The following is an 18,935-nucleotide window of genomic DNA, read 5'->3' as shown; positions in this document are numbered from 1 at the left end:
GTTCCATAAAGTATGGAAACGAAAGGGACCGATCGATCATACGATTAGGCTCAGCATGAGAGTGAAAATCAGGCCGAACACGCCGACCAGGGTCTCCATGACCGACCAGGACCGGAAGGTGTCCGCCAGGCTCAGTCCGAAGTATTCCTTGAACATCCAGAAGCCGGAGTCGTTGACGTGGCTGCACATCAGGCTGCCGGCGCCTATGGCGAGAACCATCAGACTGGGATCGACGTGCTGCGAGGCCACCAACGGCTGCACCATGCCGGCCGCGGTCAAGCCTGCCACCGTGGCCGACCCCAGAGCCAGCCGGATCGCGAGGGCGATGGTCCAACCGAGAACGAGAGGCGGAACGTGAAGTCCTGAAAGCCAGCCGGCCAGCGCAACATCCGCCCCGCCGTCAATGAACACCTGCTTGAGCGCGCCAGCGCCTGCAATGACGAGAAGAATGCCGGCGATGTCCTTGATGGCCTCGACCGAGCCTGCGGACAGGTCGGAAGCGCGTCTGCCTTGCGCAACGCCGAGCACGATGGTCGCGATGAGTAGCGAACTGAGCATCACCACGTTCGCATCGCCTGCGACGGCAGCCGACATCAGCACCTCCGGTCGCATGCCGTCGAAGGACGTGAGGAGGGTTGCACCGGCTAGCAGCGCGACCGGCAGGAGCGCGACTCCGAAACTGGCGGCGACGCCGGGAACATGAAGACTTTGCGAGCTACTGTCCGGCCGGGACATATGCGGCCTCGCCACTACGCCCTTCAGCGTATGCGCGAACAACGGCCCGGCAATCAGCAGCGTGGGGATCCCGACGATCAGCCCATAGACGAGGGTCCTCCCCATGTTCGCGCCAAAAAGCCCGACGAGCGCGGTGGGGGAGGGATGGGGCGGCAGAAACCCATGGGCGATCGACAGACCAGCCAGCATCGGTATTCCGAGATATACCGCAGGCAGGCTCGAGCGCTGCTGGACCGACAGGATGAGTGGCACCATCAGGACGAAGCCGACGTTGTAAAACAGCGGAATCCCGACAAGGAACCCGGAGGCCGCCAGAGCAAGCGTTATCCGCTTTATCCCCGCAATGCGTATCAGCGTGTCCGCGATCCTGCGTGCAGCACCGCTGTCAGCGACGATTCTTCCGAACATGGCTCCAAGACACAGGATCGCGGTCAGGGAGCCGAGCATGTCACCGATACCGTGGTTCAAGCTGGTGGTGATGCTGGTCATCGGACGCCCGAGCAGCAGGGCCGCGACGATTGCGGCGATAAGGAACGCCACGAAGGGATGCAGCTTGACGACGGAGATCAGAAGCACGAGCGTCCCCACCGCGACCAGCACGGCAAGCAGGGTCATATTGAGCCCCGGCGGATCACGTTGCGCTGAAAACCTGGTTCGGAAACATGCCGATCCACGGATCCTTCCGAACCGCTACTCATCGGCGACAGCATGATCGACGCGATCAATTCGCTACCCCTCGGTCAGATGGTTCACAGTTGTCGGATTGGGAACTGAATCGACCCAGCGTCTCCAGCTCTCCCCCGATGTCGTCGTTGATCTTCGGGCAGAGCACGCCCTGAGGCATGAGGCGATCTTCGATCAGCATTGCGGCAGCCCCGATGGCGACGGCGTAATCGGGGGTGGTTGCCGGACATACCATCGATCCGCTTCCGCGGAGTTTGCCAAGCGCCGTGGCTAGATCGACAGCGACCAGATCCGTGACGTAACCTCCCACGTACAACGTTGTGGGTACCGACCTGCCATATGCCTCGTGCAGAGCGAGATGAAGATCCCCTGCGCAATCGGCCACCGTGTCAGTGCCATCAGTCGTCGTAGTGGCGGTTGGCTTTGCTTCACTTGCCGCGTGCAACCTTGCGGCGATTTTCGCACCCTGCGGAATGCGCTTGGCCTCTACATGAAGATGCCCCGTGGACCGTCCGGTGACTGTCACGAGCGAGGGTGTGTTACTGAGATGAACGTACCCGAAGCGCTCTGCCTCATGATCGGTCCTTTGAAATGGCTCCATCGCCGCCAATGCGTCGTAGCTTGAGACGAAAGTCAGCTCGTTTTCCAAGGCAGGCTGATCCGCGCGCCCACCGAGCCTAACGATCGCGTTGGTGGCGGCTTCCCCCCGATCTGCATGGTCGATCCAAGAACCACACCGCGCCACGGCGACGCCGATGACCTTGCGCGCGTCGACGATCCCGCTGGCAGTGAGTTGAGCGACGGCGTCGACGATCGTAGCGCAAACCACCGCCTCGTCGGCAACATCTAGCGCCTGTGTCCGTCGGTGAACGACCTGTCCGGCCAGATTGACGGCGACGAGACGCATCCTGGAGGAACCGACATCGACGCCGATACAGATCGCCCGTTCCTTCACCATCTGCAGTCGGATTGCCGGTTGGCCCCTGTTACCACTCGTCCGACCGGATTCCTGGACGAAGCCGTCCTTGATCAGAAGACCTGCGATGTTCGCAATCGCCGGCATGGAGAGGCCGGTGACGGCTGCAAGCTCCCGCCGGGTCTTCTGACCGGACGTTCGAAGGATTTGCAGTAACATCCGCCGGTTCCACTCGGCCGCGACTTCCAGATTTATCCCGTGCAGCATGACGCACTGTCTCCACTGCTAAAAGAATGTCGCGGGCTCGGACTTCCATCGCGAGCCACGACCCAAATCAGCCACCGCAAGCGGCAGCCCTTTTCAACGAAGCTTGATGACGGAGTTGTGCGGCCCCGTTGCGGCAGACTCTCCTCGATCCACAACTTCGGACGGGTCCTGAGCGCTGCCTTGTGCAGCACTGAACGCCAGGATGGCGATGCCGCACAACGAAGCTAGCCGAAGGCGTCTTTGGTGGAGGTTCATCGATTTTCCTCTCAATCTCGAGGCTGTCCGCGTTGGTCGTGGGCGACCTTCGAGGATCAGGCGTAGGTGGCAGCGTTCGGTGTTACCGTTGCATCCAAGGCGTCCAAGGCCAGAGCGAGCGAGCCCAGCGGACCAGCTTCGTCGCCAAGACCCGGCGCTACCAGCAGCGTCTCGAGCTGCGCCGTGATCGCATCCGAACCGGCATAGCCGCCCATCCGCGGTTCCAGCCGGCTGCGGATCATGGGGATAAGGAACGGCCGCCGAGATGGGACGCCACCTCCCAACAGAATGCGCTCCGGCACGACAGTGAAGAGCATGTTGTGCATCATGGTAGCCAACGCATCCGCGACGTGCTCCCATACCGGGTGATCGTCCGCGATGGCGTCACCTGACATGCCGGTCCGCCTTTCTATCGCCGGACCGGAAACCAGACCTTCGACGCAGTCCCCGTGGAACGGGCATGCGCCTTCCCACTCATCACCAGGCTCGCGCCTCACGAGCATGTGTCCCGCCTCGGGATGGCCGAGCCCATGAACGGTCTGCCCACCAACCACGATGCCTGCACCCACCCCCGTGCCAACGGTAATGTAGGTCCAGCTCGAAAGTCCTCGGGCTGCACCCCATCGACCTTCGGCCAGCGCTGCCGCGTTCACGTCTGTATCGGCCCCGGTCGGGACATCGTAGCGTCGCATCAGCCGCTGGACCACGTCCGCGCCATGCCATCCGGGTTTGGTCGTCTTCCCAATGCGGCCGAAGTCGTCGGACGACCGGTTCAGTTCAATCGGCCCGAAGCTGCCTATGCCGAGCGCCCGCACATCGTGGGTCCGCATCCAGCCATCAAGTATCCTCTCGATGTCGGCGAGCGTCGAGAGAGGGTCGCGCGTCGCAAGTCTTCTTGTCTCGACGATGTCGTCATGGCCTCGGGCCAGCGTGCAGATGATCTTGGTGCCGCCGAGCTCTATCCCGACGATGCAGTCCCCGCGAACTGGCTTAGCCCCAGCACGGATGTCCTGAGTGTGCATCTCCATCATTGCACCACCACCGTCGAAGGCATCACGTTCCATCCGCTCAGGCGAACGCTCACCGATCCGGTCGCGCGGCTCGTCGGGTATCGCACGGCGATCACCCGTTCTTCTCCTGGGAGAAGAGAGACGTAGTTGTCGGTGAAGTAGGCTGGCAAAACCTGTTTTCCGGATGCGTCGAAAAGCGTGGCCTTCGCCTCGATGATCGGCGTCTGAGTGGCATTGCGAAGCGTGATGGTAGCGGCTGTCTCCGTTCCGTCGATCCGTGCCGTCGTGGACGCCGTCAGTCCGACCTTAGGCATCGCCGTCATACCCTTCAGGTCTGATGGCTGGCGGCCCTCCCAATAGAAGTTTCGCGAGAGGCTCGTGCCCTTTGCATCCATGGCTTCGAGACTGACCAGCGTCACCGGATTCGAACTCAACGTTTCAGGAGCGATCGTCATGGCGTCTGAAACGCCTTCGCCAGCTGCATCCAACTGCACGGAACGATCCGCGATGACCTTGCCTTGCAGATCGGTCATCCTCACTCGAACCTTCAGCCCGCGCAGCGGTTCGAGCGTGTTGTTTACCACCACGATTTTGTGATCCGGCAGGTTCATCTGCACGTGGACCGGTTCCGACGACTTCTGGACCGCGTAGTAGGACGCCTGCGTATCGTAATCCGAGCTGAAGATGTTCCATGCGCTGGACGGCCAGGCAGGTTGGGTCATCCACAGCATCCGAGCGCTGTTCGTCTTCCAGATGCCGGCGTTGAACCCTTCAAAGATCGCCCGATGCGAGTCATACTGAAGAAGCTGTGCCTTGCCGCTGAAGTCCTCAAGGCTGGTCGGCTCACCGAAACGGACGCGCATGGCGTCCATGTAGGTCTTGACCGATCCGCCCCGATCCTGATGCCAGTCGTGGTAGGCCCATGCGTCGCTGATCGGCCAGAGATCCTCCTTCGGGATCGCGCGCTTCCAGCTTTCCAGAGTAGGGAATGACGGCGTGCCGAGTTCCACCGCAAAACCCTTGGCATGCTCGGTGAAGTAGGTTTCGGGTTCCCGCCAGTCATAGGGCCCGCTTCCGGCAAGATTCACGTTATTGGAGGAGCCCATGTAAAGCCGGGTTCCGTCCTCCTTTTCAATCAGCGACTGCAAAGCAACGTTGAGCGACGGCTGCGGAACACCCTCGTTCCGGCCGATCCACGCAACGATCGATGGGTGATTCCGATACCGGGCCACGACGTCCTGCGCATTGTTCATGAACAGGGGCACATCGTCGACCTGCTGGTTGTAATCCTGTGTCGATTCCCAGAAATCGTTGAGAACCATCAGGCCATATTCGTCCGCCAGATCAAAGAACACGTCCTCGGTGTTCTGGCCGACCCAGTTGCGGATGATGTTCATGTTGCCATCACGGTGCAGGCGGAAGAAAGGCTCCAGTCGGTCGCGCTCGATGCGCTTCATGAAATCGTCCATGCCGATGTTCCCGCCCCGAGCGGCGATGCGGACGCCGTTCACGCGGATGACGAGATGCGGCGCGAGCTCCTCTTCGCCATCGATCCGCTTTACCGCGGCCGACTTGAGCGCACCTGGCGCCAGGGATGCGGCCCAGCCGCCCTTGACCTTGCGGATTCCGTCGTGAGTGCCATCGACGATATGCTGTCCCATCGATCTGGCGCGAGAAAGATCGATGCCGACCCGACGCAGCTCTCCCGCATCGTCCATCAACGACATGTCGTAGGTCACCTGCCGGATCCCGAAGCGCGTCGTGCGCTCGTCGGACTTCCTCCCTGCGATCGACGTCTCGATGCGCAGATCGTGGAGGTTCGGCTTGCCGTAGCCGTTAGGCCACCAGAGTAGCGGGTTCCGGACGGTGAGTTGCGGGAACTCGCCGGGCATGAACGCGACGACGGTCTTCTGCCGCGGGGCGAGTTGAACGGAACGGCTGACGGCGACGTCGTCGAAGCTCGCGCGCACGACGGTTTCGACAGGCTGATCCGTAAGGTTCTCGACCGGAACGCGAACCTCGACGTTCGCGAGGCTGTTGTCAGGCTTTGGAAGCGTCGTGACGATCTGCGGATCGCCTATCCTCGCCGCGCTGACCTGTTCGATCAGCACGGGCTGCCAGATCCCCATGTTCCGATCGCGGATGGACGGTATCCAGTCCCAGCCTTCGGCTGCGACAAAGGTGGGGCCGTCAAGGACGAGCATGCCACCGTTCTCGCCGGCACCGGCCTTCAAGGACTCCTCCTGGGCGATGCCGGGATGGGGCGGGGGAAGGATCTTCACGGCGACTGCGACAATGGTGCCAGGCGCGGCCACCTTCGAGATGTCGAAGCGGCCCCGAACGAATGCGCCCTTCACATCGCCGACGATCTGCCCGTTGACCCAGATCTCCGCGGCATAGTTGATCCCCTTGAACGTGAGGAACGTGTTCGTCGCGGCTTCTCCCACTGGCACGCGGAACTGTGTGCGATACCAGTAGGCCTGCCGGCTGAGCTTCTCCGGAATGGCCATGTTGTTGAGGCCGTAACCAGGATCAGGATAGACGCCCCGATCTACCAAAGTCGTCAGGACGGTTCCCGGCACCGTGGCGACGTGCCAGCGGCTGACGTCGTATCCAGCCCTGGACACGACCGCTCCTGCGTCGTGGATGTCCGGTGCGGCAACGAGGCGCCAGCCGTTCAGCGTCCAGCGCCCGTCGGCGCCCCTCGCCAGAACCGGCAGATCCGGGATCGGCTTGGCGATCGGAGCCGAAAAGGGCGCACCTGACTTCGGGAGCGTATCGGCGGACTGAGGTGCCTCCATACCGATCTGCTGCTTCTTCTGCACCGGCCATTCCGGGCTGTTCGTCGCGAAGCCGATGAGATCCGGATTAGGAAGCCGACCCGCCTCAGATTCGATCGTTGCTGACGGGGTCCCGGACTGGTCCAGGCGAACGTCCGCCAAGCGGCCTGCGAACGTCTGGTAGCCGGACTGGCGTGGCGCGACAGTCATCGATCCCTGGAAAGCGAACCCTTCTAGGCGTCGTGCCCGCCCCGCGGTTCTGCCATTGACGTACAGGACGAGGCCATTGGCATCGTTGATCACCGCAAAATGGGTCCAACGCCCGACCGGCATCGTCGCATTGGCGGTAATTCTGGTCGAGCCCGCAATGAAGGTAGGACGCCCCTTGACCAGGTTCAGCGCGAACGCGACCTTCCCCTGATCAGCTTGCGCCATCAGCGGCGCATCCGCTGCCGAAGCGTCCTTGGGCAATACCCACCCGCTCAGTGTGAAGTCACCGGTTCGAGCCGTAGCGTTCGCTGACCGCGCCGCGATTGGGACCTTAACGCTGTCGCCGCCACGCGCGATGTCGACGTTGATGGGACCGCCCACGACGGCTGATGGCTCGCTAGCCGAGGCCTGCCACCCGCTAAGCGCCGTTGCCGCAAGCGCTACCGCCAAATACTTCATGCTTCCTCCCTCAGGCGTCAAAACCATTTGCTGCCTACCAGTTCGGGGCAGCCATGATCGATCGTCGATGACAGGGATAGCACCTCTCTAAATTTATTCAATCAAATTGAATAAGTCTTGATCTCGGTGTCTCTGTGTGTTTCTTTGCAACTCTAAGACAGGGCTTAGACACCGGTCGGCACAGGAGAGGACTCGACGCTGCGGCAACCGCGGCGCTCGTCCCCGCTTGCGCGATCAACACAGGGGACGACACCATGCGCACGGGCAGACAACTCATCGCAATGCGCCTGCTTGCAGGCTCGGCGGCTATTCTTATGCATCCTGACGCTGCCTTGGCGCAGCAGGAGGTATCGCCTGCCGCGCAGGAGGACGTGTCGCAGGATATCGTCGTCACTGGTGTCCGCGGCGCGCAGCAGAAGGCGATCAACGTCAAGCGCGATGCAACGCAAATCGTGGACTCGATCGCGGCGGAAGACATTGGCAAGCTGCCGGATGCGACCATCGCGGATTCCCTGCAGCGGGTGCCTGGCGTCCAGATCACGCGATCCGCAGGGGAGGGGGCTTCCCTAAACATCCGCGGTCTGGGTCAGGTGCTCACGACATTAAACGGTGAGCAGTTCCTAGGTGCCTCGAATATAACGGGAGCTCAGCCAAACCTCACCGACGTCCCATCAGAACTCTTCGCCGGCGTCGACGTGATAAAGTCGCCAACGGCGCGCAACCTGTCCGGCGGCGTATCTGGAATCGTCGATCTCAAGACGCGCCGGCCCTTCGATCTCCCCAAGGGGTTGACCGCATCGGTGTCGGGTCAGCACGTCTACGGAAACCGCACCGACGACTGGAGCCAGCAGTATTCGGCGCTAGTCGGATGGAACAACGGCAGGTTCGGCGGACTGCTCGCGGTCGCATACGACGACCTGACGCTGTCAAATCAGCGGCCATCGATCACCAACGGCATCCGCAAGACGACGGACAGGGCGGCGGGTTTCGATACGAGAGGCGATGGCGACATCACGAACAGCACCCTGCGCGCCGATGGCGATTACTTCTACAATCCTGTCGCCTTCGAGATGAGTAACTCGATCACCGATCGACAGCGGCTGGGTGCCAATGCGTCGGCACAGTATCAGATCACGGACTCGCTTCAGCTTATCGGGGATCTGGCCTACACGCGCCTGCGAAACCGAGACTCCGGCGTTTCGGCCGTGCTGCACAACAATTTTTCCGACAACGCCTACCAGTCCAGTTCGATCATCGACGGAAACGGCGTGCTGGAAGTCGGCAACGCGAACCTGTTCCGCTTCCACACCTCGACCATTAACAACTACACGAAGGCTCGTTCGCTCAACACGAACGTCGAACTGCGCTTCGACGATGGAGGCCCGTTCACCGCATCGGCGCGCTGGGTGCAGGCGGATTCGAAATCGAGCTACATCTCCGGCAACGTCGATGCGTGGGCCACCAGAAGCATTCTCGTTCCAAGGAGCTCGAGCGTCGTCGACTGCACGGCGACGCCGGCGTCCTGCGTCTACGGCAATCCGGGCGGTCTTCCCAGCGTCCTCGCTAGCATCGACTTCCGCAACCACTACCCTGCGGTGTCGTTCGCGAGCGACGTAACGAATCCTGCGCTCTACTCGCTGACGTCCACATGGGCCTTTGGAAACCGCTCCGAAGCTCAGCTCGACGCGTATAGGATTGATGGGGCCTACCGGGTCAGCGACGACGGCCTTCTGCGAAAGCTACAGTTCGGCGGCCGATACGGGACGCGTGACGTCAGCAACGAAGCTTTCCGGCTCTTGTCTCCGATCTCATTCGGCGGGACGCCTTATCTCTATTACTTCAAGGACGCGACTGGCATTAACCGGGTCAACGGGCTCAACCGCTCCCTCGTGCCGGTGCGCAAGTTCGCCGACATTCCCGGCCTGACCACGATGGCCACCGGCTTTGGTCCCATCACGGGCATTCCAGCCCTACCAGCGATCAATCCGACCGCGCTCAACGATGTCCGGCAATTCAATGAGGCATTGTTTCCTGGTACGCGGGAATACGCAAACCCGACGCAGTCGTATCGCGTCAACAGTCGTGACGTCGCCGCCTACCTTCAGGCGGACGTCGCCGGGCAGCTGATCGTTCCGTTCACTGGGAACGTTGGATTGCGGTACGCGCGCAACTCGCTCGACATCTTTACCAACCCAGCAAACGGGATTGCCTTCGTCGGGTTGAACGCCAACAACGGCGTCCAGCTGGCGCTGCCAACCGTAAAATACAAGAACGACAGCGATTTCTGGCTACCGAATGCCAACCTCAATTTCGAGCTGGCGAGCGACATGCGACTGCGGTTCGCGCTCGCCAAGGTCGTCGGGACCTACGACCTGGCCACGCTCGGGCAGGGCTTCGCTTTCAGCTACGTCATCAACGGTTCGCGGACGTTCAACGGGCAGCCCCTCCCGTCGGATCTGAAGCGGTTCAACTCGGGATCCGCCGGAAACCCATCTCTGAAGCTTCCGCAGTCGACGAACTACAATGTTTCCTATGAGTGGTATTTCTCGCGCAACAGCATCCTGTCGGTGGCTGCCTTTCTGTTCGACGTCAAATCGTTCCTACAGACGAACACGGCGATAGAAGCGCAGCCAGACGAAGACGACGTCGTTCGCGAGGGGGGACCAGTGACGCGGCCTGCTAATGGGAAGGGCGGGATCATTAAAGGCGTGGAGATTGGGCTCCAGACGACCTTCGACTATCTGCCTGGTCTGCTCAGCGGTTTCGGCACGCAGCTGAACTACACGTTGTCCGACAGCAGCAGCTCGAACATCGATCTCTTTGGAAGGACGCTGCCCGTTCCAGACAACTCCCGACACCAGGTCAACGCTGTCGTCTTCTATCAGAAGGGGCCTTTCCAGGGGCGGGTCGCAATGAACTACCGCAGCAAGCGGTTCAACGGCCTGACCCCGGCCGGAAGCGACAATCTGGCCGTCTTCACGAAACCGACGAACTATCTGGACGCGTCGCTCAGCTACGACGTCACGCCGCGCTTCACGGTATACGTGCAGGGCACCAACCTCACGCAGGAGAACGAGGAGCGCTACGCCCAGTTCAAGAACTTCTATCTCGATCAAGCCATCTTCGAACGCCGCGTCTTGGGCGGGGTTCGGATACGGCTATGAAACGCACGAAGGCGCCTGCACAGCTTGCCAGTTGGATCGTCCGGGGCGTGATCGCGATCGTCGCGCTTTCGGGCGGCGCCGCAGCATCCGCGGCACGTCCCCGCTGCGAACTGACGCCATCCGGGCGACAGATCATCGAGATCGGGACGGTGGGCATGGCGCGTCCGGTATTGCTCTACGTGCCTCACGCGACCCGGTCCTGGAAGGCTCTGCCGCTCATTCTCAACCTGCATGGTAGCGGCTCGAACGGCGCACAGCAGCTCGACCGTTCGGGATTGATGGAGCTCGCGGATCGCCACCACGTGATCGTGGCCTCGCCGGATGGGGGGCTGACTCTTCCCTCCGGTGGCCTGGCCTGGAACATACCAGGCGTGCCGACCACGGCCGGGACCTTGCCGCCCGCCGATGCGCCGGATGACGTCGCGCGCATCCTGGCGTTGATCGACACTTTGATCGCCAAGAGCTGCACCGACCCAGAACGCGTTTACGCAACCGGTCTATCCGGAGGCGGCCGGATGGTCTCACTGCTTGGCTGCGTTCTGTCTGATCGCCTGGCTGCGATCGCGCCGGTGGTAGGGCTTAGAGCGGGGGCGCCAGATCGCTCGACGCCTCCGAAACCCGACGTGAAGACCTGCCAGCCAACAAGGCCTATGCCGGTCGTCGCCTTTTCGGGTGGCGCCGACACAACAAATCCGATCGATGGCGGTGGAGCGAGGTATTGGCAGTATGGGTTGCTGGCAGCCGAGCGCCGTTGGGCGGACATTGATGGATGCCGGGGCGTCGTCGAAACTGAACTCGTCAGGTCCGGAAGAATGAAGCGTCGTTATCTCGGCTGCCAGCCGGGGGCGGACGTAGTCTCCTATGTGACGAGGAGTGGCACACACCAGTGGAGCGTCGCAGACACGCAGCTTATGTGGCGCTTCATGTCCGAGCATAGCCGTCCAGTTAGAAGTGACCCAGCAGCCCGCACCAGAGCGCTCAGCGCAAACTAACATGCCAATTTTTATTCAATCAAATTGAATAAGTATTGCAAACACAAATGAAAGCTGCTTTTCAGGCAAGACCAAGAGGGCTTGGAAAGAGCCGAGTGGGGGAGGGAACATGACACTGTGCCGAAGCGCCGTGCACGTTCGAGTTCCCTCCCGGTCAGGATGAGGGGATGAAGGCAATGCGTAAACTCACAACACTCCGATCGGTTCTGTTCACGGCCAGCTCGGCCGTAGCGCTTCTGGGTGCGCAGTCCGCGACGGCGCAGCAGACCACGTCGGACGGTCCAGCAGCAGCGGCCCCGGATGCAGGCACGCCACCGGTCCAGGAAGTCGTTTCTAACGAGCAGGACATTGTCGTCACCGGCGTCCGCGGCGCCCAGCAGAAGGCAATCAATGTCAAGCGCGAGGCGTCGCAGATCGTCGACTCGATTGCCGCCGAAGACATCGGCAAGCTGCCGGACGTGACAATCGCTGACTCGCTTCAGCGCGTCACCGGCGTGCAGATCACGCGTTCCGCAGGGCAGGGTGCGTCCGTCAACATCCGCGGTCTCGCGAACGTCCTCACGACGTTGAACGGCGAGCAGTTCCTCGGTGCCTCGAACATCACCGGTGCGCAGCCGAACCTTACCGACATTCCGTCAACCCTCTTCGCGGGCGTGGACGTGATCAAGTCGCCGACGGCCGGCGATCTGACCGGCGGCAACTCGGGCATCATCGCGCTCAAGACCCGCCGGCCCTTCGACCTTCACAAGGGACTGACCGCCACTGGCGCGGTGCAGGACACCTATGGCAGCGGGACAAAGGACTGGAGCCAGAACGCCTCTGCCCTGGTCGCCTACAACGGCAGCCGCATCGGCTTCCTCATCGCGGGCTCGTATGACAACGAGATCTTAAGCAACAAGAACCCGCGCGTGACCAACGGCATCCTGAAGACGACCGATGCTCAGGCCGGCTTCGACGTCCGCAAGGACGGCGACATTACGAACAGCACGAAGCTCGCCGACAAGGACTACTTCTACAACCCCGTCGCTCTCGAGTTCGACAATGGGCAGACGCAGCGCGAGCGTATCGGGGCAAACGCTTCAGTGCAGTACGACGTCACGGATTCGATCCAGCTCATCGGCGACGTCGCCTACACCCGATTCCGCAACAGGAATTCGGGCAACACGGCTGTGCTACACGGCAACTTCTCGAACGACAGCTACCTCCCGTCGTCGATCATCGATAGCAACGGCGTCGTGCAATTCGGCGACCTGAACCTGTCGCGGTTTCAGGTTCACACGTTGAACGCGTACAACAAGGCTCGATCGCTCAATACGAACCTCGAGGCCCGCTTCAAGAACGACGGACCATTCAGCGCGGCCCTGCGCTACGTCCATGGGGATTCGCGAAACAACTCGACCCAGACCGACATCGACTCTTGGGCCACCAGAGCAGGCGTTGTTCCCCGTTCACTTCCTACCAGCTGCGCCGGAGCCACGATCCCCGTCAACTGCAGCTACGCCAACCCAGGCGGCCTAGCCGCGGTTCGCGCTACGGTGGATTGGCGCGGATCGGAGCCGTCGGTCAACTTTCTAACGGACGTGACGAACCCCGCCAACTACTCCCTGACCTCCACCTGGTCTCAGGGTTCCAAACAGAAGGCGACGCTCGACGTATACCGTGCAGACGCGCAATACGATACGGACCTTGGACCTCTCAAGAACATCCGCATTGGCGGCAGGTACGGTAATCGTGACGCCGGCAACAATGCATTCCGATATCTTTCGCCTATCGGTCCGGCCGGGCACCTCTACTTTTACAAGGATCCCCTCATCGTCGATACGGTGGGCTACAGCGTCGTGCCGATCCGCAAGTTCAACGATCTCCCAGGACTAGTCGCATCCGCGGGCGGTTTCGGGCCAATCAGCGGCATTCCCAACGTTCCCGCCATTTCGCCCAACGCACTTAACGACGTGAACGCCTACAATGCACTGCTCTTCCCTGGCACGAAGGCCTACCTCGATCCCCAGAACAGCTATCGCGTCACCCAGCGTCAGATAAGCGCCTATGCCGAAGCCAATTTCGACGGCTCACTCGGCTCGCTCGACTTCACCGGGAACGCCGGTGTGCGCTACGTGAAGACGAAGCTGGGCATCTACTCGTTCCCAACTGGCAACCAATTCATAGGCGACTTTTCGTGGAACGGCGTAGCGATCGCGACCGGAACGTCTAAGTCGAACAATGACAGCGACGATTTCCTGCCCGATGCCAACCTTAGCCTGCACGTGCGCCAGGACATGTATCTGCGCTTCGCCTACGCCAAGACGCTTGGTCAGCTTGACCTCTCCCAGTTCGGCCGCGGCCTGGCATCGTCATTCGCGGTGAACGGAACGCGGACATATCAGGGCGTGGCGCTTGATCCGAATCTGCAACGCTACAGTTCGGGATCGGCGGGCAACCCAAATCTTGAGTTGCCGCGATCGGCGAACTACAACGTCTCTTACGAATGGTATTTCAATCAGAGCAGCCTCCTTTCCGTTGCCGCCTTCTGGTTCGACGTTAAGAGCTTCCTACAGACGAATACCCTTATCGAGGCACAGGCTGATGCTGATGGCGTCGTTCGGGAAGGTGGCCCAGTCACGCGACCGGTCAACGGTAAGGGTGGCTCCATCAAGGGCGTCGAACTCGGTTTCCAGACCGTCTTCGATTGGCTGCCTGGTGTGCTCAGCGGCTTCGGCGGCCAGCTGAACTACACCTACTCCGACAGCGGCAGTTCCAATGTCGATCTCTTCGGCAAATCACTGCCCGTTCCGGACAACTCGAAGCATCAGGCCAACGCAGTGCTGTTCTATCAGAAGGGCCCAGTGCAGGGTCGCGTGGCCTACAACTATCGCAGCAAGCGCTTCGGTGGGTTCGTCGCCGCGGCTGATGACAATCTGGCCGTCTGGAACCGCGCGACAGGCTATCTGGACGCGTCCGCGAGCTATGACGTGACACCGAAGTTCACGATGTTCGTGCAAGGGTCGAACCTGACCAAAGAGAACGAGGAGCAATACGCCCAGTTCAAAAACTTCTGGTATGGCTCCAGCATCTTCGAACGCCGAGTGACCTTTGGCGTCCGCATCCGCAACTGAGCTTCACGAGATACCCTAGGCTGGCTCTCCTCCCCTTGACCAGCCACTCACGGGGTTCACTCAGGCCGCAGCGACATTTCGCTGCGGCCATATTTTTGTTCGCGTCACCAGCCGTATTTGATGCAATATGAAGGGATGAATGATAGCGGTAACGGCAAGATGGTGGCGACGGTGTCCAAGGACGACGGCATGCGTGGCAACGACCGGCAGCCAAGGCTGACCGTTGGCCTGTCTGGCAGCAATCTTGTCCGCGTCAGCGACTTCAACCAGCGGGTGGTCCTGCAGGCCATCCGTGTCGCAGGAGGCGAGGTTTCGAGGTCCGAACTCGTCGCGGCGACCGGCCTCACGTTTCCCACCATAGCCAACATCACCCGTCGTCTCATCGACGAGGGTCTCATTCACGAAACTGCCCGCATAAAAGGCCCCAGAGGTAGCCCCGCTTCGCGGCTCGCGATCGATCCAGATGGCTGCTTTTCGCTAGGGGTAAACATCGACCGGGATCATGTCGCCGTCGTGATCCTAGACCTCGCGGGAGGCGTTCGCGCGCGATCCGTAAAGGAGGTCGATTTTCCTAGTCCCGAAATGGTCGTCGACTTCGTTCAGGAGTGGTATGCTGAGACGACTGACGCATTGAAGCTAGACCGAGAACGCTTCATCGGCATCGGTCTTGCGATACCCGACGATATCGGAACGATCGCGCTGCCGAAGATGCCTGAGGCATACGGCGTCTGGGCAACGACGAACGTCTCACACCTGCTTCAAGACGGACTGGGCCTGCCTGTCCTCCGCGACAACGACGCCGCAGCGGCGGCGATCGGGGAAGCGCAGTTCGGCAACGGACGGCAATTTACCGACTTCTTCTACGTGTTGATCAGCGCCGGACTAGGGGGTGCTGTCGTCGTAGACAACGAGTATGTGCGCGGCGGAAACGGGCGAGCAGGTGAACTCGGACTGCTTCCTGCGGACTTCAACCATCCCGCAGGGCCGACCGTCCAGGACTGCGTGTCCCTGTCCGAACTCAGGCTTAGGCTGGAGAAAGCGGGATATGCGGGTAGCGTGGCGGAACTTCGCGCAGACGTCGAACGCCACAACCCGGTCGTCCGCGCTTGGTCCCTAGAGGCGGCAAAGACTCTCACGCTCCCTATTATGACGGTGAACGCCCTCCTCAACCCGACCGCGATCGTCATTGGAGCACGACTGCCGTCGTGTCTGCTGGACAGCCTCATACTCGAACTGAATCGTAACATCGCCGCGCTCGGAAGCGCGGTCCCAAACATGGCTTTGATCCAACGAGCGAGTCATGACGAGGACGCTGTCGCGATCGGTGCGGCCATCCTACCGTTCATCGCCCATACGCTGCCGTCGCACGCCGCTCTCATGAAGAACCTTAGCTGACGCCATGCCGCGGATGACTGCGTCCCGACATGGCGCGGCGGTAAAAATCCAACGCCAGCCTCACGGATCACCGGAACAGTGCCGCGTCGTAGCGCGGACCCTCGTCTCTCAGAAACGCATGCTACGCATTCACCTCATGCCATTCGTAGCGCGCATCTACTTCCTCCAATCGCGCGCAAATCATCTGCCGTCCGGCATAGGGGACATGCGTATCCTGTCGCCCCCAGACGAACATGATTTCGGTCTTCAAGTCCGCGATGCGCTTCAGGCTGCCATCCGACCGGCCTTTTTCAAGCGTGCCTGAATAGACGCCGGTGAGGTAGAAGCAGGCGGCCGCAACACTCGTGGATCGAGTGCACCCCGATAGGCGAGATAGCCACCAAGACATACGCCGAAGGTGCCGAGCCTGCCATCTCATGACTACGCATTCACGCGGGAGAGGCGGCCGTATGCGAAGTTGATCCGGATGCGCTTTCGATCTCCCGACAGCCTTGTGTAGGCTTCTTGGAAAATCACGTCGGCACCGAATGGGTTGCACCACGTCATGATGACGGCCGGGCTGCGCAACTCGCGCAACCAAGTGTTCAAGCGCGCAAGCTCCTCCGCCGAGAGCGACTTATGCCAGAATCTAAACGACACCACCTCGTTACCGCGATCCCGCCAACGATATAGCACCTCGAGGTTCTCAATGCCGCACCCGACAACGAGGTGCTGCTCCCCCACAGTCGGTTCGAGCGCCTCGAAAGAGCTGAGAGGAGGCGGGGGGGGGGCGGGAACATTGTAGCTTGAGCGACAAGTGCCAAAGAAGCTCCTACGAGTAGCTCTTGGAGAAACATCATCGGCACACTCTACCCTCCCGCTGGGCGACTGTGATGACAGAGGACCAGCATGTCAGCAAATGCGAGGCTCCCGACCAATCGACAGCCCCACCGGATTTACGTAAAACTTTTAAATTCGCGACAGCCGCTGACGTTCGCCTTCTAAAAAGTCGATACTCGTGCGTGGCTTGCCAGCATAAGATGTCGTCCAGGCGGAATGACGGAAAACACCTGTTTGTCGCATAGTCGTGATTACGACCGGATTTTCCGCACACCCAATCGATGAATGACGATAAATGGTGGTGAGCGGACCGTCCGCTTTCGGGGGCTAATAGGAAAGTGACGCTGTTTTAGCTGCCTTCCTTCCGGCAACCAACAAGATCAAAAAATTGCCTATCGAGGAAGGCGGTGTCTTTGGAACCCGCCGCGTCCCGGAAAAGCATATGAGCCGGAGGAGGTTCTCCCCGCTTCGGAACGTGATTGATCAGATTATACATGACATCGGTTCCGATGTATTGCCTGTTTCCGTATGGACGAGGCCCCCCATCCGGACTTGGCGGCTGCCAGCCTTTGGCGGTAACGTCTTCCGTAGACGCAACGTTTTGGAGCCCGTTCGAGCCACCGTTCCACGGCAGCCACCAAAAGGTCTTCCTTAATTCCTTATGCTGGATTGCTATCGCAACATGGCTTGGCCAATCAGGACCGCTGTCGACTGAGCGAAAGTAGGCAGTTACGCTTGGATCGTGGCGCAAAACATAGTGTGCCTGCTCAACGGGACAAGTAGCTACCGTAGCCGCCGCAAGTGCTAACATGCCAATCATTGCGACAGTCTCCGCCCCTAGTCTTATCTCATTGTAGCTAATGAATGAGTGTCGGCAATCGTGACCGTCATGAAGACGGATACGAACGGGTGTGGGCGGAAGCGGAATGACCAGGATTGGCAGAAAGCGGACGTTTCGTTCTCGTGATTCCGTAACACTGATTAACCCTCTGGTAGCAACACCTCTCTAGGTGATTGATTGCTGATAAAGGGGGGATATAATACGATGAGCGGTTCGGTCCCGAGAGATCGGCGCAAAGTTGGCGTCGCATCCGCTATAATCCTTGCGTCATCTGCTGTCGTGTCGTTCGTGAGTCTGCTTGTCTATGCGCAAGGGCTCCCGGAATTACCAATAACCTCCATAGTGATCCTAGCGCTCACCACAGTGTTCACGGTAGCAGCCGCCACTTGGCTGGGACGTAAAATCTGGATCGCAGGCAGTAGATGGCCTGCAATAGCGCTGCTGGCATGGTCCCTCATGAAACAGATCAATCCGAACTTTTTATACCCAAACGCGCTGCCAAAGCTCCTTTATGTCGTAGCACTCGTGGGAGCCATAATGGTTATAGTTCCGGCTAACGCAATGAAATCCGGGGATGTCCGTTAGTTGGCGTCCGCGGAACGGCCAGAGTTTAGTGGTAAGCTGCCGTTCGTTCTACTTCCGGAAATTCGCCTGCGCCTCCGCGAGGATCCGCGCCTCAAGATCTTCGGTATTCGTTCCGACGTATGCTGCCATACGCCACCGCCCATCCAAATAGTGCTGTCCTACGGGTCGCTCCAGAAAACCGACGATCTCTGCAAGTTCGGCTTCGGTGAACTCCCAGTTTAGGTGATTCTCATAGGCCTCCTGATACTCAGCCCGGTGCTGGGCGTAAGCGTCTCGTAAAGCGGTCATCCTCTTTTCAAAGCCACCGATCAGCGTCTCGCTAAGCGTCTGGCCCGATGAGATGGTCCACATGGGACCACCGGGCACGGCGTAACGCTCAAGAAAGCTGCCAGTGTCTAGCTTATCTTGCAGTCCTATGGCCTTCATAAAGCGCCGGATCAGCGCCAGCTTTGCCAGACTGGCCGGATTCTCAACCTGAGTAGACGAAGCCAACGGCGAAGGGGTCTGACCTTGAGCTATGGCTTCGTTTGATGGCATCAGGATCGCCAGTCCGAAAAGGAAATATGTTCTCATATAGGTAGTTTCCGCGAGACGGCCTATGTCCGCAACTGGGCGGGAGCGGTCATTCGTCGATCCAGGGCGCTGAACGTCTGACTTTGGTGGAAAGCGGACCTTCGGTCTTGGAGGCCGGACCCCAGGAAACCGGCTGA

9 protein-coding genes are annotated in these 18,935 nt (G+C 60.4%); 4 read left to right on the top strand and 5 right to left on the bottom strand.

What is annotated here, in order from left to right:
• Positions 1–36: 36 nt before the first annotated feature.
• The 4 genes from ASE89_RS07120 to ASE89_RS07105 all read right to left on the bottom strand — a co-directional run bounded on the left by ASE89_RS07120 (position 37) and on the right by ASE89_RS07105 (position 7,316).
• Positions 37–1,350: a gluconate:H+ symporter gene (locus ASE89_RS07120; RefSeq protein WP_031440594.1), complete on the bottom strand. Its 1,314-nt coding sequence runs from the start codon at positions 1,348–1,350 to the stop codon at positions 37–39.
• A gap of 106 nt (positions 1,351–1,456) precedes the next feature.
• On the bottom strand, positions 1,457–2,602 hold the full coding sequence (locus ASE89_RS07115) for a hypothetical protein (protein ID WP_056675571.1): 1,146 nt from the start codon (positions 2,600–2,602) through the stop codon (positions 1,457–1,459).
• A 311-nt stretch (positions 2,603–2,913) separates the two neighbouring features.
• Complete coding sequence (locus ASE89_RS07110; RefSeq protein WP_236701657.1) at positions 2,914–3,921, bottom strand: ROK family protein; 1,008 nt, start codon at positions 3,919–3,921, stop codon at positions 2,914–2,916.
• The gene (locus ASE89_RS07105) at positions 3,885–7,316 is read right to left on the bottom strand and encodes a glycoside hydrolase family 2 (protein WP_056675569.1); all 3,432 of its coding nucleotides are present in this window, start codon (positions 7,314–7,316) and stop codon (positions 3,885–3,887) included. The genes ASE89_RS07110 and ASE89_RS07105 overlap by 37 nt, the downstream gene beginning before the upstream one ends.
• Positions 7,317–7,570: 254 nt before the next feature.
• Here ASE89_RS07105 and ASE89_RS07100 point away from each other — a divergent pair, with 254 nt between their 5' ends.
• From ASE89_RS07100 to ASE89_RS07085, 4 genes are all read left to right on the top strand, one after another.
• Complete coding sequence (locus ASE89_RS07100; protein WP_082451316.1) at positions 7,571–10,480, top strand: TonB-dependent receptor; 2,910 nt, start codon at positions 7,571–7,573, stop codon at positions 10,478–10,480.
• The gene (locus ASE89_RS07095) at positions 10,477–11,472 is read left to right on the top strand and encodes an alpha/beta hydrolase family esterase (protein ID WP_082451315.1); all 996 of its coding nucleotides are present in this window, start codon (positions 10,477–10,479) and stop codon (positions 11,470–11,472) included. Before ASE89_RS07100 ends, ASE89_RS07095 begins: the two co-directional genes overlap by 4 nt.
• 167 nt (positions 11,473–11,639) lie before the next feature.
• Positions 11,640–14,585: a TonB-dependent receptor gene (locus ASE89_RS07090; protein ID WP_052380916.1), complete on the top strand. Its 2,946-nt coding sequence runs from the start codon at positions 11,640–11,642 to the stop codon at positions 14,583–14,585.
• A gap of 189 nt (positions 14,586–14,774) precedes the next feature.
• Positions 14,775–15,980, top strand: a complete 1,206-nt coding sequence (locus ASE89_RS07085; RefSeq protein WP_160172633.1) for an ROK family transcriptional regulator — start codon at positions 14,775–14,777, stop codon at positions 15,978–15,980.
• Between the two features lie 2,293 nt (positions 15,981–18,273).
• Here ASE89_RS07085 and ASE89_RS07075 read toward each other — a convergent pair.
• Positions 18,274–18,798, bottom strand: coding sequence for a hypothetical protein (locus tag ASE89_RS07075; RefSeq protein WP_156363341.1), 525 nt, complete (start codon positions 18,796–18,798; stop codon positions 18,274–18,276).
• Between the last annotated feature and the right edge of the window lie 137 nt (positions 18,799–18,935).

The organism is Sphingomonas sp. Leaf30 (assembly GCF_001422525.1).
GTDB lineage: Bacteria > Pseudomonadota > Alphaproteobacteria > Sphingomonadales > Sphingomonadaceae > Sphingomonas > Sphingomonas aerolata.
Note: the sequence above shows the minus strand (reverse complement) of the source record. Positions and strands in the feature narration are given on the sequence as shown.